Genomic DNA, 23,038 nt, shown 5'->3' on the forward strand with positions numbered 1-23,038 from the left:
CTTTTCATTCGGGCAAACGTGGACCCGCCAACAGTTAATTTTAAGCCCCATCACCGTTATACGCAAGTGGGGTTTCATTGATTTACAAGGGAAAAAAAGATAAGCTAGAAACAAATGCTAAAGGGAGTGTATCTATGGGCAAGGCAGCAGACAGCAAAGAGCAGCAGGTTGATTATTTAAAGAACCGATTAGATATGTTTATGAATGTGATTGATTCATTAGATCCAGAATCAACAGATGTTGAGGATATAGACAGACTGATCCAGATGATTGACGACCTAGAAGCAAAATATGAACGGTTTAAAACCGATTGGAAGGAAGAATAGCTCGCACAGTGCGGGCTTTTTTCTTTAAATTGGCAGGTGCATCAGTGTATGAGTCTCGGTCTTATTCTGCACAATAGAAGAAAAACCGGGAAGTGACGTAAATGAAAAAATACATGCTCATCTGTTTATGTGCGCTTTTTGTATCCATGCCTCTCTCAGAAGCGGAAGCCGTGTCTAATCAGCCCGTCCATTGGGGATTTGCAAAAAGCAAAGAACACAAGCCAGCGGATGCGGGTAAAGAACTGAACGCCCTTTTAAAAAAGTATGATGCCTTCTATTTAGGAAGCACGAAAAAGAAAGAGATTTATTTTACCTTCGACAATGGCTATGAAAATGGGTACACGCCCAAGATCTTAGATGTGCTGAAAAAACATCAAGTGCCAGCCACCTTTTTTGTGACAGGTCACTTTGTCAAGGACCAGCCTGAGCTCGTTAAACGTATGGCGGAGGAAGGTCATATCATCGGCAACCATTCCTATCATCATCCAGATTTAACAACAAAGAGTACGAAAGAAATCAAAGAAGAGCTGGGGCGTGTCAATGAAGCCGTATACAAAATCACTGGGAAACAAGACAACCTCTATCTTCGTCCGCCGCGCGGTGTATTCAGTGAAAGAGTGCTGAAGGAAACAAAAGAGCTAGGCTACCAAACCGTTTTCTGGTCAGTGGCGTTTGTGGACTGGCATATTCATCATCAAAAAGGAAAACAGTATGCTTACGATCAAATGATGAAGCAGGCGCACCCAGGTGCCATTTACTTACTTCATACCGTCTCAAGAGACAATGCAGAGGCATTGGATGATGCCATCACGTCACTGAAAAAACAAGGTTATTCCTTTAAAAGCCTAGACGATCTCATGCTTGAAAAAGTATGGCATCTCCCTCAGCTATAGAAAAAAAGCTTGCAGAACACCTGCGAGCTTTTTCTTTATCCTTCTCTTATTTTACGCTGAAACAAAATCGGATGATGGCGCGAGAAAGAATCAATCAAGCCCTCACCGAAAATCGTGATACTTTGCTCCCAAGGGTGTCCTAGCAAGCCCCAATGCATCTCTTTTGATAAAAAGAAATAATAATCCCCGTTCGGTAGCACAGGCACTGCCCAATCTCCGAATTCATCTTTTTCAAATGAGCCGTATGGTGTGATCCAGTAGCATTCGTGCTGCCAATCAAGTGCCAGCATATACTCGTCTGTTCTGATAAGCTCCTGAAAAACAAGTCATGCTTTCTCTTCAAGGTCTTCATCTGCATGGAGAAGGGAAGAGTCCTCAAAATAAGCAGAAATATCATATGTAATGAAAGGAGAAGGTACGCGAAATGAGGGAAAACGAGAGAGGCTCGGATTAAATTTGAAATCTCGATAGAGCGTCTCCCAAACGAGCTTTAGTTCTTGATGAGACAAAGGAATCCAGTTTTTCATCTAACCGCCTCCTCAGTCATTCACTCTACACATTATTTGAATATGCGGAACCATCCTTTATGCTTAAACCACAAAAGCATACCCGAGACGAGCAGACCCATGAAAATCAGTACGCCAAAATAGCCATACTTCCAGTGTAATTCAGGCATGTTATCAAAGTTCATTCCGTACACTCCAACAATAAAGGTCAATGGAATAAAGATGGTCGATACAATGGTCAGCGTCATCATGATTGCATTCATTCGGTTAGAATTCAGCGTCTGATAGCTGTCTCGTAAATCGGCTGTCATATCACGGTTTGATTCGACAATCTCTGTTAATTTCAGAAGGTGGTCATAGATATCATTGAAATAGGCTTGTCTATTTTTATCGTTTTTCATCATATTAATATTCACGATACGATATAAGAGGTCTCTCATCGGAATAATTGTCCTTCTTAGCTTTAACAAGTCTGACCGAATTCCGAATACTTCGTTCATTAAAGTACCGTACGTTTTATGACCTTCTTCATCTTCGATCTCATTTAACCTGTCTTCAATTTGATAAATAATCGGGAAATAATCATCAACCAGATCATCAATCAGCATGTAGGCAAGATGCTCAGGTCCGCTATTTCGCGCGTGTTCAGATTCTTTTAGCTTTCGCATCACACGATCAATGTATGGTGCTTCCTTTAAATGAAAGGTGACAATAAAACTTTCCCCAACAAACAGGTCCACTTCCTCTGAACGAAGTGTTTTTTGATTGAGAGCATGAAGAACGAAAAATAAATACTCTTCATAAAAATCAAGCTTAGGCCGCTGTAAATAATGGAAGCAATCTTCAATTGAAAGCGGATGAAACTGAAAGAATTCCTTCAGCAGCGCTGCTTCCTTTTCCGTTGGCGCATGAAAGTCAATCCAATACCAGGCGATATCGGGGCTTGAAAGCTGGTGCAATGTTGCATGTTCAATCAAGTCTCCGTTCTTTGTCACTGCAAGTTTTTTCAGCATATACACCCCTCCAGACTTGCATTATATCATGAAGCAACGCCAGTGAACTTATACATTCTCTCCATAAAAAAGCCGATCTCATCACTGAGATCGGTCCATTGTGCGTGTATGATTGATGGATAAAACCGAGAATTAAGGACGACGGAACGTAACAAATTTATCTTGACGGTCAAACCAGCCTCTGAACGCCCAGTTATCCCAGCCGCCATCGCCGTTGTTTTTAAAGGTACCACTTTCAAATACCCAAATACCGTAAACAACGTTACCAAGATTAGCAGTTGCAAAAGTTTTCACGCCGTTAAAGCGGTCTTCATAATTTTGGCTTAGGTTAAAGACCATGACATTATATCTGCCACCAGCAGCATAGAATGTGCTTTCCATCACGCCTTTAACGAACCCAGGACGGTTTGCATTTGCGTTTACTGCGTTAACAATCGCATTGGCAATCCCAAGAACATCGAAGTTGACGTTAACATTAGGACTAGCTGTCGTTCCAGCTTTTCCTTCAGCAGCTTTGTTTAATACAGTTTGCTGTAGTGTAGTAGAGACGGGTGCTGACGTTTTTTTCTCAGCAGCGTCAGCAAATACTGGCAGAGTCGAAGAAACAGCAGTGGCAAGGGCAATAGAAAGAATGGTTTTTTTCATTGGTCGGATCTCCTTTGTTTTAAAATGTTTGGGTCTTCCTTTTCGTAAAAAGTGAAACTAGGTGAAGCCGGTTATCAATGAGGTAAAATATGTTCCTGCAAGATAAAACAAATGATTGCCTAATCAGCTAATTCCTTTGTCACCTCCTTGATATGTCATAATTATACAAATTTTTTCGGGATAGAAGATATCACCCAGAGGTTCTATTTCTAATTTAAGGAAAATGATCCTAAAATATTGGAGGATCATGTCGAATATTAGCTGAATTCGACCAAAAACTTTCATCAGACCAAAAGGAGAATGACCACAAATAAGGAAGATATAACTGATAAATTCTTGTACTCTTTATATTCAAAAGTATTTAATATAGAGAATCATTCAAGCAAAATGAAACAATCGCATCTGCGCGTGTTTGCAGAAAGGAAGAGGGAAAACATGTGGGAAAAACAGCTGGTGGTTGAACCGCCATATCACTTCGATCAAGTGCTAAGACGCTTATCAAATGATCCATTAAAAGCAGTCGATTTGAATAAAAGAGAAATCAAAGTACCAATCAGATTAGAACAAAAACCATACGTTGTCGTCGTTCAAGCCACCGGAACAAAAGAAGCACCCACGTTTCGGGTGAAAGGAAATGGTCCTGAGGAACCTCTCATATGTGAGATGAAGCGGATATTTGGCATGGAGCATCAATTAGACGCTGTGCATGAGCATTTTTCTCAAACAAATCTAGCCCCCGTTTTTGAGCGTCATAAGGGAACACCGCTCATGCTGGATTTTCACTTATATCATTGCTTGATGAAATGCATCATTCATCAGCAGCTCAATCTGGCGTTTGCCTATGAACTCACAAAACGGTTTGTTCATACGTATGGCGAGCAAATAGAGGGGGTTTGGTTTGATCCTTTACCAGAAACCATCGCCTCACTTGAAACGGAGGAATTGAGAAAGCTCCAATTTAGTCAGCGGAAAGCGGAATATGTCATCGATGTCTCGAAGCGAATTGTGAGCGGCTCTCTTTGTTTAGAAGAATTACATGATTTAACTGATCTGGAGGTGGAAGAACGTCTGCTTCCAATTAGAGGGATTGGACCTTGGACAGTTCAAAATGTGCTCATGAATGGACTTGGAAGACCAAATCTCTTTCCGATGGCAGATATCGGGATTCAAAACGCCATCAAGCGGCATTTTGACCTGCCTGAAAAGCCGACAAAAGAAGAGATGGCAGCATTCAGCAAGGATTGGACTCCTTATTTAAGCTACGCTTCTTTATATTTATGGAGAAGCATTGAGACAGATAAATGAAAGGGATTTTCTCTCTTTGTCCAAGTCATGGTATACTAATGAGATGGAATAAAATGAAGACAACCTATCAACGGTTCAGATAGAACGGAGAGAATGAAGTGAAGGAAAAACAGCAAGGTGCCCTTTTGCAAAAGGGACAGCAGTTTCCGCTTACCATTAAACGCCTTGGCATTAATGGAGAAGGGGTCGGTTATTTTAAAAAGCAAGTAGTCTTTGTCCCGGGTGCTCTTCCAGGCGAAGAAGTGGTTGTGGAAGCAACGAATGTCCAAGCAAAATATGCAGAAGGTACGGTTAGGAAAGTTAGAAAGCGCTCCGAGCATCGAGTGAAACCGCCATGCCCAGTATACGAAGAGTGCGGCGGCTGTCAGCTTCAGCATTTGGCGTATGAGCAGCAGCTAAAGGAAAAACGAGATATTGTCATTCAATCAATGGAACGTCATACAAAACTATCAGTTGAAGAGCTAGATATCAGGCCAACGATCGGTATGGAAGATCCGTGGCACTACCGAAATAAAAGTCAGTTCCAAGTAGGGCGTTCTCATAGCGGTGACATCATTGCTGGGCTTTACGGACTGAACTCTCATAAGCTTGTACCGATTAAGGAATGCATCGTGCAGCATCCAAAAACGAACAAAACAACGGGCGTTGTCCGCAAAATTTTAGAGAAATTCGGTGTATCGGTCTACAATGAACGGACGAGAAAAGGCGACGTACGATCAATTGTCGTGCGTGTCGGCTTTGAAACAGGGGAAGTGCAGGTCGTTCTTGTCACATCAAAGCCGGAATTTCCAAAGAAAAAAGAAATCGCCGAAGCCATTCAAAAACGTCTGCCAGAAGTGACGTCCATTATGCACAATGTCAACGGTGAAAAAACGTCGGTCATCTTTGGTCATAAGACATCTCATCTAGCTGGCAACATGGTCATTCAAGAATTTTTAGGAGACGTCTCCTTTGAACTGAGTGCACGTGCTTTCTTCCAATTGAATCCGAAGCAAACGCTAAAGCTTTACGACGAAGCGAAAAAAGCGGCAAAACTAACTGGCAAAGAAAAAGTTGTCGATGCGTATTGCGGCGTTGGAACGATTGGGATGTGGCTTTCAGATGGCGCCAAAGAAGTACGAGGAATGGATGTCATCAAAGAATCGATTGATGATGCCAAGAAAAATGCCAAAAAACACGGCATGAAAAACGCGACCTATGTGACAGGAACAGCTGAACATTGGCTGCCAAATTGGGTCAAAGAAGGCTTCCGTCCTGACGTCATCGTCGTGGACCCGCCAAGAACAGGCTGCGAGCGCACTTTCTTAGACACCGTCAAACAAGTCAAGCCAAAACGCCTTGTCTACGTCTCTTGCAACCCATCAACATTAGCAAAAGACCTCGAATATATGTCAAAAGACTACAAAATCGAATACATGCAGCCAGTCGATATGTTCCCGCATACGGCGCATGTGGAGACTGTTGTATCGCTCGTGAAAAAATAGACTTTAATCAAGGCTCGAAAATCAATATTAGATTTTCGAGCTTTTTTTTGTTTTGCGGGCATTTCTTTCATCAGACTTTTTTCTAAATGAACATATACACTTGCAATATTTAAATTAGTACTATATAGTTCTAATTATGAAAAAAGTAAAATTAATGAATCAAAAACGTGTGCTTGAAGTAGCTGCAACTTTATTTTTAGAAAAAGGATTTGCTTATACAAGCATGGATGAATTAGTACGTGTAAGCAAAGTGTCAAAGTCTAATGTGTATTATCACTTTTCTAATAAGGAGGAATTATTAGAAGGGGTCGTTGATTATTGGATTGACATGTATCAATCTGCAATTGATGACGTACTATCTCAGAACCAATTTTTAGTTGAAGAACGTATCCAACTATTTTTAAAGCAATTATCACAAGGAGTTCAATCGAGAGACTATAAAGGAAGCTGTCCATTTATTACTCTTTATATTCAAAGTCCTACACAGGCCACACAAATAAAAGAAAAAATAGGTCTGTTTTTTACAGGATTACAAAAGAAAGTTTCTCTATTGCTGAAACAAGGGGTAGAGAAGGGGGAATTTAGAGATACGATTCAGATTGATGAGGTGGCATCACTTTTTATTACCAATCTTGAAGGCGCGTTATTTATTTCAGAAACATTGAAGGATGCCACTGTCATCACAAAAACAGCAGATCATTTATTTAACTTGCTTCGATAAAAGAAGCATTTTTTTTACATCAAATTAGTACTGAATAGTACTAAAGAGGAGACTTCATATGAAAACAGTATTTTTAATTGGTGGAACAGGCTTTATTGGAAAGGAGTTAGTAAAAGAATTAGCCAAAGAGGATGTGAACATTCTTCTTTTAGTGAGATCGAAAAGTAAGGCAACACGCACTTTTCAAGAAAGAGGTATTTTAAAAGAGGCAGTGATGCACTTTGTTGAAGGTGATTTGACGAAAGTCGATTTGGGTCTAAGTGCTGAAGATAAGGAGAAGGTGTTGAAAACGGATGTGATCATTCACGCAGGAGGACCCATGGATATTCAAACGACAAGTAAAAAGGCAGCTTCCGTCTTTTTAAATGGCGCCAAACATATGAGTGAATTAGCTAAAAGTATTCATCAATCGAAGGGCTTGCAGCAATTTATTCATGTTGTCGGTTATATGAGTCCCTTTGATGATCAAAATAGCAAGATTGAAATTGATGTGTTTAAAGAAGGAAACCATTATTTGAAAATAAAAAATCCATATGAGAGAACAAAATTTTTAGCAGATCTTTATATTCGTCAACAGGCATCAGCAGTAGGTTATCCGCTTTCTGTCATTAATCCGCCAACTGTCGTCGGCAGTAGTCAAACGGGGAGTACAGAGCAGATAGCAGGATTAGGTTTGCTTGTGAAGAGTATGCGAAGAGGGCTCATGCCGGTGATTCCTGGAGGTAAGGATTATAGGTTGCCACTTATTTCAAACGATGAGTTTGCGAGGTTTATTGTGCAGGTTTTCAGATTGGAGCAGCCAGCTATTCAAACATATACGCTTGTTGAAGACTGGCAGCACGATCAGAACATTGGTGAATTATTGAGTATGATGTCAGAAAGTATGAATATGAGGGCACCAAAAATCTCTGTCCCAATGCCACTAATGAAGGCTGTTATGAATAGTGGCGTAAGTAAAATTACTAAAATTCCTTCTGACGGACTGAATTTTATGACAAAACGAACATTCTCAAATGTTGCAGCGAAAAAAATAATGGGAGAAGATTGGTTTAAGAAGACGAGTGTCATGAAATTTTTCCCTGCTGTAGTAGCTGATCTGGATTATCGAATGATGAATCAAAACGGTAAGGATGATCATTTATTTAAACGAACACTATGTGATAACACGACCCTTTACCAATTAAAAGGAGAGGGTAAACCGTTTATTTTATTACATGGTTTATTGAGTGATGGAGAGGATTTATTCCCCTTAGCACAAGAGCTACATGAAAAAACGGGTCAACCTGTATGGATCTTGGATCTTCCAGGTTTGGGACGTTCTCCTTTTAAACGAGAGAAACATCTTCTAGATATGTATTTGAATGTCTTGAAAAAGGTATTGGAGAAAGCGACGAATGGTGCACATCTAATCGGCCATTCATTCGGTGCGTATATTCTCTTGGAAGCATTGGTACAAGAGTACATCGATAAGAAGTATTCAATCACTTTACTTCAGCCGCCTGTTGATAAGAAAAATGCTGCATCGCGACATGTTCCTCAATTGATGAACAAATGGACATTGAAATGGGCAACGACTAATATGATAGGGCGTTATGTATTAAGGAATGGTTTGTTTGAAAATACGGAGAGCATCCCTGAACATTATATTGAAAAAGTCAGAAATAGTTTTACGTCTCCTAGAATATTAAATACGACGGTTCAGCTTAACCATTTACTACAGAAAACCAATCAAGATGATTTCAATGAGGTCACAAAGGATCATCTTCATATTATTTGGGGGGATTATGACAAAGGCTATTCTGCCCCGTCACATCTTGGCAAAGTTGATTTTGTTCCATATGGTCATCATTTTCCACTTAGCCATCCGAGTGAAACGGCAGCATTGGTCATAAGGCAGATGAGGGTATGGGATAAATAAAAGGTTTGAGGTAGACCATCTACTCAAAACGAAAAATGAGATGTTTATGACAAGTAAGCACAATTTTTCGTTCTGGGGGGTAGACCAGTTTGGCTCTAAGCGGAAATGGACAGAAAAGCAAAAAAGAGTAAAGCCGGGTGAAGCAATTCACAATTGATAACACTGTCATAGTCAATTTCTATTTGTATTTTCACCATTCATTATTTTTACATCAATTTTATTTGAGCTCATAAAATTCGACTCCATTCCTTCATTTTTTAAAAGATCTTGAAAGTCATATAGCTAAACAGAAATAATAGGTAAATATGTTATAGTGAAGGAAATCATTTTTTACAGGGAGTTATTAAATATGAGACTGAAAGAATATGAAACATAACAATTTTATACATTCGTAAGAGGCCCACCAAATATTTAATTATTAAAACTGCAAAATGAGTATTGGAGGGCTATTATGAATGACAAACAATTTTCTTCGTTAATAAAACAAGCAGATGAACCTTTTGTTGGGTGGGATTTCGCATTCATATCTGAAACTGGAAGAATGAAAAGTGATATGCTTTCGTGGTCATATGGTAGTATAGCTACTTCTCTTGTTCAAAATGCAAGAATAATGCTAGATATGGGAACAGGTGGTGGGGAATTTTTATCAAAATTGAGACCTTTTCCATCATCAGTTTATGCTACAGAAGGTTACATGCCTAATGTACCTATCGCAAAAGAACGATTAACACCTTTAGGCGTTAAGGTAGTTCAAATTGATGAGGATGAAACTCTTCCGTTTGAGGATGGGAAATTTGATCTTATCATAAATCAACATGAGTCATTTTCATCTAAAGAGGTGAGAAGAATTATCTCGAAAGAAGGTATTTTTCTAACTCAACAAGTAGGTGGACTCGATTGCATAGAGATTAATGAAAATCTAGGGGCACCAATAAATAAGGAATTTATTGATTGGAACTTAAAGCTAGCTTTAAAAGAAATACAGGAGAATCATTTTAAGATTTTGAGAAGTGCTGAAGAGTTTCCTATTCTAAGATTTTATGACATTGGAGCATTGGTGTATTATCTGAAAGCAATTCCTTGGCAAGTGCCAGATTTTGAAATAAGTAATTTCAAGGATGAATTATACACCATTCATAAAACCATTGAACAAAAAGGTTATTTTGACGCAAAACAACACCGATTTATTATTTTAGCTAAAGCAATTTAGTTGGAAATAGAGATTCGATATATTCGAAAGCTCCATCCTAATTTTGAATCAATGACACTCCTGTTACATGCTAAAATCATTAAAAATGAAATATCCACTTACTTTTAGTAAATAAAGACTGTCCGTGATTTGAATACTGGTGTCTAGCTGGTAGGATGATCACGGATTTTTTTATATACTGATGTATAGGAATGAAATAGAGGAGGATGAGAATGAGCCAATTCGATATTCTAACAAAATACATACCGCTGCTTCAGGAAGATCCTATTGGAGAATGGGTGATCGATCAAGAAAATGATGGAACAGCTGAACATCCGATTCAAATGCCTTTTGTGAAATATTCCGAAACGGTCCGTCACTTGATTGAAGATATTTATACCTTTGCAGAACAACACGAAGAGATGGGGCTTATCCGCTACAGAGAAATCCTGATAGAAAATGGGATTGAATCGGGACTGAACGATATGGAGAACGTGGACATTTCAAATTTAAATGCACAGTGTGTGCTTGCTCTTATGATGGAGGTTGTGAGAGCCGAACGATTTAGCGAGGGTGCCATACTCAATTTCTTTACAAACGGAGCTATTGTAAAGTGCCTAGAAAGATTGGATTGTTTAGAGTGATCAAATGAAAAGTAAAACAGATGCAGCCAACACTTTTCCTCCTATGAAAATAGAAGAAATCGATAACATTTTATTAAATGATCTTGATGCAGTAAAAATGGAAAAAGAAGATGAGCGAATAAAATTCATTTTACAAGATCCCTATTGTCCTGATAAAAGTGATATTCACAGTGTGTATGTCATCTATAAAAAGTCTATACTCAATTTACTTGAAGGTAGGATACGTTCTATTCATAGTCATGAATTCATGAATGCTAAGAAAAAGGATCGAACGATTTCTAAAGAAGATATTGAATATGTACTAGAGATGGCTACAGTTGTGGTTCTTGCAAGTGAAAATAATGGAATATTAACAAATTATTTTTATAGCGGAGTCGGTGAAAGGTTAGATCGTATTTTTAATCTATGCTTAGGTTATTCTTCAGATTTACAGAAAAAAGAGAACAAAGTAAGTTTGCAACGGTTTATGAATGATATAAAGATTGTTGAAGAGATGGGCTTGTTAGAAAAATTTTAGAATAATGAGCAAAACCTAGATGTTAGAGACATCTAGGTTTTTTCGCGCTTTTGAAAAATTTATTCAACTTCATGTTGACCTTCCCCTTAACTGAAAGGTTTATACTTTGATCAGATCAACAAAACGGAGGAGATGCAGGATGTTCAAGATCGGCGATTTTTCTATGTTAAGTAAAGTGCCTGTTAAAACCTTAAGATATTATGACCAAATTGATTTATTAAAGCCTAAGCAGATTGATCAAGATTCAGGATACCGTTATTACTCAGCTGAACAGCTGCTTGAGGTCAACCGAATTTTTCTGTACAAGGAATTGGGCTTTACGTTAAAGCAAATGGCTCAGCTTCTTCGTGAAGATATCTCAGTAGAGCAGATTCAGGGCATGTTTCTGCTGAAAGAAAGTGAAATTCAGCAATTGATCGAGAGAGAACAACAGAAATTAGCGCGTATTAAGGAGCGGATGCACCTCATCAAACGAGAGGGATGTGTTGAAAAAGAACAGGAGGTCATCATCAAATCCGTTGAAAGCAAACGCATCATGTCTTTTCAATCCAACGGAACTGTTGACGAAATTCCTTCATTCTTTCAAATGTTTCATCATTTATTACTTAAACATCAACAAGAATCGATCTCTGGACCACAAGTAGTGCTATGGAGGGAATCATTCGAAAAAGAAAGTGAGTTCGAATTTGAGGTGGGGTATTCCGTCAAAGCGTTAAGGGGCACTCTTCCTCAAGGGATCACGATACGTACATTACCTGCTGAAGAAACCATGGCGACATTATTATTTCATTCACATTCTCCATCTGCCCAAACAGCTTGTATTGACCTGGCGACATGGATCGAAAATAATGGATACCGTGTGAAAGAAGACCAGCCAGGCCGAGAGATTTATTATCCATTGTCTGAAAATGAAGAAGGCAGACTCATTGAAATTCAAATTCCGATTATAGATGAAATCAAATCGTAAGCATTGTCCAAAGGAGAAACGTCACGATGAAAAATAAAACCGTTGTCTATTTACTTGCATTAGCAGCCTTTTTAATCGGAACAATCGAATATATCATTACAGGCATTATCCAGATGGTCGCAGATGATCTACATGTCACGACGTCTGCCGCTGGATTATTGGTCACGTCTTTAGCGCTCTCAGCGGCAATCGGCGCACCGATTGTCATTGCACTGACCATCAATATAGACCGCAAAAAAATACTGTCATGGATGTTAATTATTTTTATTTTAAGTAATTTCATCACAAGTGTCAGCCATTCGTTTGAAATGGTGATGATGACAAGGATTTTACAAGGAATCAGTGGGGGAACGGCTATTGTGGTGGCAATGGCTGTTGCGACTCGTCTTGTAGAACGTGAAAAAAGAGGAACAGCTATTGGTATCATTTTAATGGGACTCAGCAGCTCCTTGGTTTTAGGCGTTCCAATCGGGACATTTCTAAGCAGTATGATCGGATGGAAAGCATTATTCGCAGCCATTGGATTGATCACGCTTATTCCGCTGATTGTAGTGTATAGGCGAATCCCCTCTATGAAAGAACAAGAACCAGTGACGCTTCGTATGCAGTTATCGATTTTAAAAGACAAGCGAATATTACTGGCGGTGGCAGTGACGCTATTCTATGTAGGTGGATATGCCACGTTGTTTACCTATTTAACGCCCTTCCTGCAAGCATCAGCAAATCTTAGCATCACAGAAATCAGTGGCATTTTGTTACTAGCAGGAATATGCAGCTTTTTGGGCTCCAGCCTTGGAGGGATGGCGGCAGATAAAAAAGGCCCAATATTCACGATTTTCTCAGGAATCACTCTGCAAATCATCATGCTCATGCTGCTATCATTTGTCACAGGGAATCTCGTGGTCATGGTGGCTGTCATCATGATATGGATGATCGCTACATGGAGCACATCACCAGCTCAGCAGCTATATCTTGTCACACTTGTACCAAAATCTCCTGATATCGCATTAAGTGTCAATACATCATTTATTCAATTCGGATTTGCATTAGGCTCTGGTGTAGGAGGGATTGTGCTAAGCGAAACATCTATATTAAACCTAAGCTGGATCAGTGCTGGCACTGTTTTTCTCGCTCTACTCATGACCATTCTAATGGTAGCATTTGACCGATTTTCTCAGCGCAAGAGTTTGAAGGTGATCGAGCAAGGAAGCTAACTTACATTCAATGTTGTATGAAAGGAACTACTTATTTCGGGTAGTTCCTTTTTGATTTGAAGAATGCACCAGTGAAGTTGTTTATTTGCTACAATAGGAGTCAATATTCAAAGAATGAAAGCATCAACAAATTCCTTTTAAAAACAATGAATATCAAACAAAAGAACCACTAGACAAGGAGAGAATACAGAATGCCAATAAGTGAGGAAATGATCAATCGAAAAGGCGCTCGAAAGGGGACTGATATCCCTCATGACGTCTTGACCCTTTTGAATCAGGGAGAGATTGAAAGTGTGAATTTAACTGAATGGCTGGCTGTCAATCATATGACGCTAATACAGCATGTTTTGCCGTCCGTTGGTTTAGAGCATCGTTTAGACGATGTATCATCTGAGATCACTAAACAAAAAGCTGAATCAGGAATGAAAGCCATTCGGCTCATTGGTCAATTGTTAGATGACGTGCTACATGAAGAGAATGAAGAAAAACAAGCGGAAGTGCTGCTGGCATTTGCTCACCACATATCTGATAGCGTTCGCTGTTGGGCTGCTTATATGAACAAACAGAGTTTATCAACACTGGAAGAGAAACTTGCGTACATTCAGCCATTTGCAGCTGATCATCATTTTGGTGTTCGAGAAATTGCGTGGATGTCAGTAAGAGAAAGTCTAAGTCTTCAGCTCGATCAAAGTATAGAGCATTTAACAGAATGGGCAAAAAGCGAGGATGAAAATATTCGCCGGTTCTCTGTAGAGTCGCTCCGTCCGAGAGGGGTATGGACAAAGCATATTGAGTTATTAAAACAGGAGCCAGAGAGGGCACTGCCTATTCTAAATTTACTCAAATCTGATCCATCCACATATGTTCAAGATTCTGTAGGAAACTGGCTCAATGACGCTAGTAAAACACAACCAAATTGGGTAACGAACCTGTGCGAACAGTGGTCAAAGGATTCTGATACAAAAGCAACTAGCAGAATTGTTAAGAAAGCCAAGAGAACGATTGTGAAGGGGAATTTGTGAATAAGAATTTGAACTAAATGAAGGGGGTTTCTATCAATCATTCAGAGAGAAAGTTTTAAAGCGAGCTCAGTAAACAGATTGCCCCATTTCATGGGATATAGTCTCTTCAATTCTGCATTCTATATATATCTTAACCTCTCATTGTCATACTTTTGAATGAAATTGACTCAATAGAATTGACGAGGGAACCATGAATAGGTGAAGATGAAATAAACTGTAAGATAAAGGGAGGCGAATGATGATACATATCGTATTTGGAGCAGCAACTGCCGGTAGTTTAAAACAAGCATTGCGCGAAATGAAGCAAGACCAAGTAAATGAGATCATCGCCTTTGATGACATTTATTCGATTGGACCCCTTCTGCATTTACATGAACAAGAAGGACAGGAGAAACGTATAGAGTGGCTTCGTCACGTGATGTCAAATGAATATGGCTATTTTGATGACATGATCACCAATCAGCATAGAATGTTTCAGCAAATAAAAGATATAAAAGATGGTACGAGTATCCTCATCTGGACAGGCAATAATGCCCATGAGCAAATTGGTTTGCGATATGCCATCTATTTATTAAAAGAGAAAAACATTGAATTGTCTCTCATCAATACAACGACTGCATTTGATCAGCTGTTCAATACAAATACAAGACGAATGGATATTCGACATGCCGGGGAAATCACAACTGAAAAATTGAAGGTTTTGTACAGATGTAAAGAGCATATTCATGCAGTGTCAAAAGAAGAAAGAGAGAATTTACAAAACGAATGGCTATCATTTGCTAAAGAAAACCATACCCTGAGGATATGGCAAAAAGGACAAACGATCAGTGTACCAGAAGATGAATTTGATGCTTATTTAGTGAAAATGGCTAAGCGGCTTCATCAGTCAGATCCCGAAGAGGAGTACATCAAAACTCCACGTTTAATTGGGGAAGTCCTCGGTCATTTAGAACAGTATATCGGTGATGATTTTATTGAGCATCGACTCAAGACATTAATTGATCAAGGAATTTTTGACATGATAGGAAGGCGCACTTCCATGCGTTATTACTCAATTAAATTGACAGACTTCGGTCAGCACTTTAAAAAATGGGTGTGCTGTCGAGAATTTGAGGATCATCCTTTTGTGAAAATTGAAGGAGATTACGGTGGTGAACCTTTTCATTGTGGGCATTGTCAATGTCATTTAGAAAGAGACGATGTACCAATAAGCGATACCCTTTTCTCGAAGATTTGGAATTGGGCTATACAGTATGGCCGCTGGTTTGACGAAGAGACAGATGATTTGCTGCCAAATGGTGCAGACATGGAAAAGAAATTCAATCAAGAAGGAGAGCGTATCACTGAAGAAGTGAAACGGGCCCTATCTCCCGCGTTTAAAATTGAATACAGCCCAAGTAAATACACGCAACATATCATTTAAAGAATGAAAATTCAATTGCACTGCAAAAAAATAAAGCTTTACATGATCCATCACCTTCATGTAAGATATGGAGAAATTAAAAGCGAAGAAAAGGACATGAGCCATTTTTACTGGTTACCAGAGAGGGAAGTCACGCTGAAATCTTCCTAGCGCAGAAAATTGTCTTACCACCTTTGAGCTGTATTGGGGAAATCATAGTATCCAATATCGTCTACGCCACGTTACGGCACCAGAGCCATAAAGCGAATACGCGTTATGGGAATTTGGGTGGAACCACGGATTACACATTCGTCCCTTTATGAGGGATGGGTGTGTTTTTTTGTTCTCTCAACGATTATCATTGCTTTGAAAAGGACATGAGCCACTTTTATCGGTTACCAGAGAGGGAAGTCACGCTGAAATCTTCCTAACGCAGAAAAGTTGTCTTACCACCTTTGAGCTGTATTGGGGAAAATTGAAGTATCCAATACCGACTATGCCACGTTACGGCACCAGAGCCATAAAGCGACTATGCGTTATGGGAATTTGGGTGGAACCACGGATTACACATTCGTCCCTTTATGCGGGATGGGTGTGTTTTTTTATTTTTAAAAAAGAAAGGTGTGTCAGTCATGAGAGAAAACATGGTGAAGATTCAATTTCCAGATGGAAAGATAAAGGGGTTCTCTGCAGGTACGACTGTCGCAGATGTTGCCTCCTATATTAGCCCGAGCTTAAGGAAGAAAGCAGTGGCAGGAAAGATCAATGAACAAATGGTCGATGTAAGTCATCAGCTGGAAAGTGATGCTCGGCTGTCTATTGTCACACTCGATTCAAAAGAAGGGCTTGAAGTACTGCGCCATACATCGGCACACGTATTAGCCCAAGCTGTGAAAAGGTTATTCGACAATGTCACACTTGGAATCGGACCTGTTATCGAAAATGGATTTTACTATGATATGAAGCTGAATCAAACATTAAGTGTAGAGGATTTGGTTGCAATTGAAAAAGAGATGGAAAAGATCATAAACGAGAATCATCTCATCCAAAGAAAGGAGGTCACTTACAAAGAAGCTGAATCGTTGTTTGCACATGATCCATATAAGCTGGATATTTTAAAACGACTCCCATCTGAAGAAGCCATCACAGTGTATCAGCAGGGTGAATTTATCGACTTATGCCGCGGGCCTCATTTACCTTCTACTGGGTTCGTAAAGTCATTTAAGCTAACACGTGTTGCAGGGGCTTATTGGCGGGGGGATAGTCATCAAGATGTATTGCAGCGAGTGTATGGTGTAGCGTTTCAACATCCAAAACATCTAGCTGAGTATCTTCATTTCATGGAAGAAGCAAGCAAACGTGATCACCGGAAATTAGGGAAACAATTATCTCTGTTCACGTTTTCGGAAGAAGCGCCAGGTATGCCGTTTTATTTACCAAAAGGTCAGATTGTGAGAAATGAATTAATGGCCTTTTCAAGAGAAGTGCGAAACAAAGCGCAATATGAAGAAGTGAGCACACCGTTTATGATGAACCAAGAGCTATGGGAAAAGTCAGGTCACTGGGATCATTATCATGAAAATATGTATTTCTCAGAAGTAGATCATACAAGCTTTGCTTTAAAACCGATGAATTGTCCAGGGCATATGCTCATGTTTAAAAATAACTTATATTCATACAGAGACCTTCCGATCAGAATGGCTGAGTTCGGTCAGGTGCATCGTCATGAATTTAGCGGAGCATTAAATGGATTGTTCAGGGTCAGAACTTTTTGCCAAGATGATGCCCATATTTTTTTGAGAGAAGATCAAATTGAAGCTGAAATCAAACGGATTTTCCAATTAGTTGATCATGTGTATCGGACATTTGGGTTTGAGTACTCTGTGGAACTATCCACTCGTCCAGAAAAAGCGTTAGGGGATGATGCCATTTGGGATATCTCTGAATCAGCGCTAAAGAATGTGCTTGATCGGCTAAAGGTCGATTACCAGCTAAATGAAGGAGATGGGGCATTTTATGGACCGAAGATCGATTTTCATATTAAAGACGCCTTGCAGCGGAGCCATCAGTGCGCCACAATTCAGCTAGATTTTCAAATGCCTGAGAAATTTGATTTAACATATATCAATGAAAAGAATGAAAAGGTACGACCAGTTGTCATTCACAGTGCCATTTTTGGTTCTCTAGATCGTTTCTTTGGGATTCTCATCGAGCATTTTGCAGGTGCCTTCCCGTTATGGCTGGCACCAGTGCAAGTACAAATCATTCCTGTCTCAAAGATTCACCTTGATCATTGCCTTGAGGTGCAGCAGCAATTAAGAAAGATCGGAATCAGAGTCACAATCGATGAACGGGATGAAAAACTCGGCTATAAAATGAGAGAAGCACAAATGCAAAAAATCCCTTATATCGCTGTCATTGGTGATACAGAAATGCAAGAAAAAACACTGAATATCAGACAGCATGGAGAAAAGACATCTAGACAGCTCTCTATTGATGACTTTAAATATCTGGCAGCTCAACAAATAAAAAACAGAACAGTTGCTCAAATATGATGTGATGATTTCTTGAAGAAGAATAAGACGTTCGAATGATGGGCGTCTTTTCATTTGCGAAAAAATCCGAATTGACAGTAGAAAGGGAAAATATTGAAACATTTATTCAGTGAAATCGTAATAAAGATAGAGCGTTCAACAGAAACCTTTGAAACGGAGAGGAGTATTACATGGAACAAGCTGCACTGAAAAAGATGAGGACAAAACAAATAGCTGTCTCTAATTTGATATTCGGACTTATGATCATCGCTTTTTTTATGGTGATTCAAATCTTTAATATCCAACTTACACATTTCTTTTTGTGTTTAGGAATTTTAATGCTTCTCCAAGGCATTATCGGCTTTATCAAAAAAGGAAAAACAAAGTTTTTCATACCTATTTTTGAGCAGGTAGCTATTTATGAAAAAGAGAAATTAGGAAAAGAATGGGAGAAAGAAAAATTTTCAGAGAATGTTTGGAAAGTCGTATTGAGTGGCATTATGTTTTTTCAATCATTTAGTTTTCAAAATGTAACGAATCCATTTAGTGACATCGAGCCTGTATTGACCATTTTATTGTTTTTAATCGTTCTAGCCTCTATCAATATAAGCATGCTTTTTCGCTTTAGAAAAATCGATCGATCGACTGAAGGAGAATTAACAGGCTATACAAAAGAGTCTAACATGATGGGAATTGCTTTAGGGTTATTGATGGCAATCATCATCTCTATCTTTATCGTCATTTTTCTTCTTCCATAAAACATCATTATTTAGAGGTGAAACCATTGAATGCAAACATACAACAATTGATTGATCAGACAAAGGCGAAATTTGGCTTAGATCTTTATGATCTAAAAAGACACAGCTTTCATCGTTACGTCAACATGTTCAATGAAACGATTTATACATTGAATATGGAATGGTTCCCCTCTCATGAAGCTGAACCTGAGGACGACGATATCAACCCAGACGGCACAGCTGTCATTGAAGTGAATTTGAATACAGGACAGATTGAATCGGTTATTTTTGTCATGGACAAAACCTATGCGCAGCAGGGTGTCACGTTTAAGAGACCTTATCCAGCTCATGTCATTCAATGGATCGAACAAGAAACAGGGTTGATCTATGATGAGCATTTTCATATGCATCAGAAGGAGAAAGGGGAACTTTCTTTCGAAGAAGCAATAGATGGTGTGAAAGTGACGCCATCAGGCAGAATCGAAGTGAAATGGAATGAACATGGACAGCTCATGTACTTTACACACCACGGCCCATTTTTAGCCAAAACATTACTGAAAGCTGAGGAATATGCACTTTCTCTTGATAAGCTGGAGAACTTAGCCGAGCAGCAAGTACAGCTGTTTCAATGGCCTTCCTTCGAGCACAACCGAATCCGATCTATTTATGCATTAGAAGAAATTTATGTGAAAAACGATGGAACAGGAACGCTTCCGTTTGAAATTGGGCGTGAAGAAACGCACTTTATACACATGAATGAGGTCATTGAGTGGAATGAACCGATAAACAATGCCTTTGAAAAAAAGGAAATGAACATGCATGAGAACATTTCAGCTGAACAAGCTTTCTCATTGGAACCGTCACCAGATACTTTCCCGATATCAAAAGAAGAGCAAGCTGAGTGTATCAAAGCAGTCCGAACCTTCTTGGCGCAAAAATATCCAAAGGATACAGGGAAGTGGGTTCTGAAAACACTCCATCGTGAGCATGGATACATCCATGCGATATTAAAAACGAACGGGCAAGAAGGCAGTGGGTTTATGGACAAGATCAAGGTCTTCATTGACGCCAGCTCGTTTGAAGCCGTTAATTACATAGATAAAAAAGAAATGTTTCAAGTGTGCGGGATACTCAGCCCCTCTCAAGCGGCAAATGAAATTTCTGTATCTCAGACAGAAGCCTTTGAAAAATTGAGAGAACGTCTTGAACTTACACCTATTTACGTCTATGACGAAGCGCAAAAACAATATGTTCTATGCGGAAAGCTCGATTGCCATGTTGGTGTTGATGCAGAGAGCGGCGAAGTGTTTTCTTTGAAAGAACAGTGAGAAGCTGTTCTTTTTTGTCTCATTGCACCAATTTTTTGAAGAAATTTGGAATTTTGTAGCAGGAAGTTGTCGTTTCATCACGAAAGAAACAGATAAGAATATGATCATAGGTCCATCGGTTGGAATATTAGTAGACGTCATACATATGAAACACTCATGACAGTAAAGTTGATCTACAATGCTTTTTGAAAAAAATGAAATCGTGTCTCTAGTAGTATACGACATTTGGTGGGCTGACATCATAGGATGACTTTGAACATGTTTGATTTAGGTAAGCTTGAAGCCATGATAGAAGAAAGTGAGGATGTCTACCTTGAGTACATTGGAAGTGTTTCGTCAGTTTTTGGTTGACCATTATCCTGCGTTACAAGATGAACTTTGGCTAAAAGATGTTGATACCCTTCGAATCTCTCCTATTCTTCATCCTTTTCTGAAAAGCAAGCTGCCAGAGGGGATCGAAAAATTCACTTGTGTCCTATTCACGCAGCAGACAGATCAAATGGCTGCACCGCTCAAAGTATACCTTCTATTAGATGAATATGAGCAATCACTTTATGCCATTGATTTGATGAATGAACAAATAGTGCTTCATTAATACAGAAGCAAAAAGCTGCTTGAGAGCCCCTCAGCAGCTTTTTTTGATGAACATTAGCCTGTCATATCAACCAATCTTGAGTGCAAGTTGTCCAATTCTTTCTTTGTTGGAAAAGAGCTGATCAGCAGCGTAGACCGCCCGAATTGAATCGGAAGCTCAGTATCAGTCACAATCATATCAATCCCAAGCTGATCCATCGTGACATCATTTAATGTATTCTCTGGACTTGTGAAAATGTGAATGAGGGGAGGTACGCTTAATTTAATTAAATCAGCAATAAACAAGCTATGATAATAGCCTAATGTTGAAATAACAAAAATGTTCAGCGCGTTTCTCCGTTCCATCTCCAAATGAACAAGTCCTCTCCAGGAAGACGTAATCATACGAATCAATTCACGTTCATTTTTCACAAAAGAACCGAGGATATCGTCTGTTTTTAGCTCTTGGATGATATGAGTAATCCTCGAATAGAAGTAAGGAAACTGTTTTTTCACCTCTGATAAATAGCTCGATTTCTTTTTGAAAAGGAACCCATCTCTCACGGTAATTTCATTGGAATACACATAATATTGGAGAAGAATGAGTGTCATCACCTTGCGATTCGCTATTTCTTGATGAAAAATCGACTCCAATTGGTTGATAAATGAATGAATGGCATCATAAAGTCGTGGTGTATGTGATTGGAAGAACGTCAATTTTTCTTCGACAGTTTCAATTGATTTAAAGTGTCCAATAGCTGGTTCGATCAATAGCAAAAAGACAAATTCATGATGATCCAGCGTCACATCAAATACGTCTTTGGTCATTCGGCAAATATGCTCTTCCCATGTTTGGATTTGATCATAGATCCCTTTGGCTACAGAAGTTTGTTTTTCCTCTTTCATTGAGTACGTATATTTACGGCTTATTGTGAAATTTTTCCTCATTCGGTGAATGGAAACGGCAAACCATAGGCAGTATTTATCTATCGCCACATCTGGTACATTGACTTCTAGCACCTGAAATAGCTCCTGTAATAAATCAACTGCATCTTGCTTTTGAATATCATCGAATGGCCAAAGCCGGCTTCCATACACTTCAAACAAAAATTCAACAAAGAATTGACGAATCTCCTTCTCATTTCCATGGAACTGCATACTATCTGGGCGTAATTCAATGTCATAAGAGATAAGAATGGAATTGATTTTATGAATGGTGTTGTACAATGTGGATCTACTGATATTAAGCGTGTCCATCCATTCATAGAAGGACCTGTTTTGTTCGAAAAAAATGCCATCAATCAATCGAATTTCAATCGTATCTTTTAAAATTTCCTTGATATAGTAGTCCACTCGTATCGTCTGTGTATAACAAATGGATATGCCTTGTCTTGGCTTTATGTGGATTAACGGCTCACCATTCTCTGTTTTGAACGATTTCATTTGTTCTAAATCGCTTTGGATGGCACGAACCGAACCGATATGTTCATTCGATATCTCTTGAAGGCTCCACCACTTATTTTTAGATACAAGCAGTTTTAAAATGTTTATCCATCTCTTTGATTTATTATCAATGAGCTCCATCAAACAACTAACTCCTTTCCTTGGCTTGCCTCTATATTATGAAGTTCATTTAAAGAACATTTGATTCTCAAAATAGGCATGAAATGATTGTAATGTTTAGGCTAAATCGTTTTGTCTTCACTTTTCATGATAAAAGAGAAAAAAATTAGACGAAAACAAATGTTATGCCCTGATTCTCCATATTTTTCATTTATAAAGTGGTAAGTAAGCCATGAATCCTATAAAAATGGATCATTTTAGATATTTTGTTTATTTTTTTGCTGTTGAAACGGTAAATGTAAGAATAAAACGCAGCAACTTTTTGATTACCATATGAAAGGGAGTAGAAAGGAATGCGATTTATATAATGCTGAACTGTCTCACCTTACATACGATATGATACATGCTTGTTTCATATGAACGAACCATATGTGAATACATGCTTATATATGCATGTACACATCATTTATTGTTCATTCCAGTATAAATAGAAAAATTCACATTTATTCTTTTCACGATCCTCTCACTATTCCCCAT

Annotated in this window: 20 protein-coding genes and 1 pseudogene; 17 read left to right on the forward strand and 4 right to left on the reverse strand. The window is 38.9% G+C overall.

What is annotated here, in order from left to right:
• Positions 1 to 134 precede the first annotated feature (134 nt).
• Both NSS78_RS03975 and pdaA read left to right on the forward strand, forming a co-directional pair.
• Positions 135 to 326 (forward strand): SE1561 family protein, encoded by a 192-nt coding sequence (locus NSS78_RS03975; protein WP_003218031.1) that lies wholly within the window; start codon positions 135 to 137, stop codon positions 324 to 326.
• Positions 327 to 427: 101 nt separating this feature from the next.
• Positions 428 to 1,219: a delta-lactam-biosynthetic de-N-acetylase gene (pdaA, locus tag NSS78_RS03980; RefSeq protein ID WP_003218060.1), complete on the forward strand. Its 792-nt coding sequence runs from the start codon at positions 428 to 430 to the stop codon at positions 1,217 to 1,219.
• A 35-nt stretch (positions 1,220 to 1,254) separates the two neighbouring features.
• On the opposite strand, the pseudogene NSS78_RS03985 reads toward pdaA, so the two are convergent.
• The 3 genes and pseudogenes from NSS78_RS03985 to NSS78_RS03995 form a co-directional block, all read right to left on the reverse strand.
• Positions 1,255 to 1,746: pseudogene (locus NSS78_RS03985) on the reverse strand (DUF2716 domain-containing protein).
• Between the two features lie 32 nt (positions 1,747 to 1,778).
• Positions 1,779 to 2,738, reverse strand: a complete 960-nt coding sequence (gene corA / locus NSS78_RS03990; protein WP_284907667.1) for a magnesium/cobalt transporter CorA — start codon at positions 2,736 to 2,738, stop codon at positions 1,779 to 1,781.
• Positions 2,739 to 2,870: 132 nt separating this feature from the next.
• A complete protein-coding gene (locus tag NSS78_RS03995; RefSeq protein WP_003218040.1) occupies positions 2,871 to 3,383 on the reverse strand; it encodes a hypothetical protein in 513 nt (170 codons plus the stop codon).
• A gap of 435 nt (positions 3,384 to 3,818) precedes the next feature.
• On the opposite strand from NSS78_RS03995, the gene NSS78_RS04000 reads away from it, so the two are divergent.
• From NSS78_RS04000 to NSS78_RS04070, 15 genes are all read left to right on the forward strand, one after another.
• Positions 3,819 to 4,688: a DNA-3-methyladenine glycosylase gene (locus tag NSS78_RS04000; protein ID WP_309217496.1), complete on the forward strand. Its 870-nt coding sequence runs from the start codon at positions 3,819 to 3,821 to the stop codon at positions 4,686 to 4,688.
• 98 nt (positions 4,689 to 4,786) lie between these two features.
• Positions 4,787 to 6,172, forward strand: a complete 1,386-nt coding sequence (rlmD, locus tag NSS78_RS04005) for a 23S rRNA (uracil(1939)-C(5))-methyltransferase RlmD (RefSeq protein ID WP_309217497.1) — start codon at positions 4,787 to 4,789, stop codon at positions 6,170 to 6,172.
• A 154-nt stretch (positions 6,173 to 6,326) separates the two neighbouring features.
• A complete protein-coding gene (locus tag NSS78_RS04010; protein ID WP_284907669.1) occupies positions 6,327 to 6,893 on the forward strand; it encodes a TetR/AcrR family transcriptional regulator in 567 nt (188 codons plus the stop codon).
• 58 nt (positions 6,894 to 6,951) lie between these two features.
• Entirely contained in the window at positions 6,952 to 8,811 is a 1,860-nt protein-coding gene (locus NSS78_RS04015; RefSeq protein WP_284907671.1) for an alpha/beta fold hydrolase, read from the forward strand.
• Between the two features lie 451 nt (positions 8,812 to 9,262).
• Positions 9,263 to 10,021 carry a class I SAM-dependent methyltransferase gene (locus tag NSS78_RS04020; protein WP_309217498.1) on the forward strand — a complete coding sequence of 253 codons (759 nt, stop codon included), beginning with the start codon at positions 9,263 to 9,265 and terminating at the stop codon, positions 10,019 to 10,021.
• A gap of 212 nt (positions 10,022 to 10,233) precedes the next feature.
• Complete coding sequence (locus NSS78_RS04025) at positions 10,234 to 10,644, forward strand: DUF6508 domain-containing protein (protein ID WP_309217499.1); 411 nt, start codon at positions 10,234 to 10,236, stop codon at positions 10,642 to 10,644.
• A gap of 4 nt (positions 10,645 to 10,648) precedes the next feature.
• Positions 10,649 to 11,161 carry a hypothetical protein gene (locus NSS78_RS04030; protein ID WP_050944775.1) on the forward strand — a complete coding sequence of 171 codons (513 nt, stop codon included), beginning with the start codon at positions 10,649 to 10,651 and terminating at the stop codon, positions 11,159 to 11,161.
• A 139-nt stretch (positions 11,162 to 11,300) separates the two neighbouring features.
• On the forward strand, positions 11,301 to 12,128 hold the full coding sequence (locus NSS78_RS04035) for a MerR family transcriptional regulator (protein ID WP_327840931.1): 828 nt from the start codon (positions 11,301 to 11,303) through the stop codon (positions 12,126 to 12,128).
• Between the two features lie 26 nt (positions 12,129 to 12,154).
• Complete coding sequence (locus NSS78_RS04040) at positions 12,155 to 13,342, forward strand: MFS transporter (protein ID WP_327840933.1); 1,188 nt, start codon at positions 12,155 to 12,157, stop codon at positions 13,340 to 13,342.
• A gap of 191 nt (positions 13,343 to 13,533) precedes the next feature.
• Complete coding sequence (locus tag NSS78_RS04045) at positions 13,534 to 14,364, forward strand: DNA alkylation repair protein (RefSeq protein ID WP_327840935.1); 831 nt, start codon at positions 13,534 to 13,536, stop codon at positions 14,362 to 14,364.
• Positions 14,365 to 14,599: 235 nt separating this feature from the next.
• A complete protein-coding gene (locus NSS78_RS04050) occupies positions 14,600 to 15,787 on the forward strand; it encodes a DUF1835 domain-containing protein (RefSeq protein ID WP_342468302.1) in 1,188 nt (395 codons plus the stop codon).
• 611 nt (positions 15,788 to 16,398) lie between these two features.
• A complete protein-coding gene (gene thrS / locus NSS78_RS04055; protein WP_327840939.1) occupies positions 16,399 to 18,321 on the forward strand; it encodes a threonine--tRNA ligase in 1,923 nt (640 codons plus the stop codon).
• 170 nt (positions 18,322 to 18,491) lie between these two features.
• Entirely contained in the window at positions 18,492 to 19,058 is a 567-nt protein-coding gene (locus NSS78_RS04060; RefSeq protein ID WP_327840941.1) for a hypothetical protein, read from the forward strand.
• 17 nt (positions 19,059 to 19,075) lie between these two features.
• The gene (locus NSS78_RS04065; protein WP_327840943.1) at positions 19,076 to 20,365 is read left to right on the forward strand and encodes a hypothetical protein; all 1,290 of its coding nucleotides are present in this window, start codon (positions 19,076 to 19,078) and stop codon (positions 20,363 to 20,365) included.
• Between the two features lie 313 nt (positions 20,366 to 20,678).
• Entirely contained in the window at positions 20,679 to 20,960 is a 282-nt protein-coding gene (locus NSS78_RS04070) for a hypothetical protein (RefSeq protein WP_326849221.1), read from the forward strand.
• A gap of 53 nt (positions 20,961 to 21,013) precedes the next feature.
• Here the strand turns inward: NSS78_RS04070 and NSS78_RS04075 are convergent, their stop codons facing one another.
• Positions 21,014 to 22,522: a helix-turn-helix domain-containing protein gene (locus tag NSS78_RS04075; RefSeq protein WP_327840944.1), complete on the reverse strand. Its 1,509-nt coding sequence runs from the start codon at positions 22,520 to 22,522 to the stop codon at positions 21,014 to 21,016.
• Positions 22,523 to 23,038: the final 516 nt, after the last annotated feature.

It is taken from the genome of Bacillus sp. FSL W8-0920 (genome assembly GCF_038593215.1).
In the GTDB taxonomy this organism is placed as follows: domain Bacteria; phylum Bacillota; class Bacilli; order Bacillales; family Bacillaceae; genus Bacillus; species Bacillus pumilus.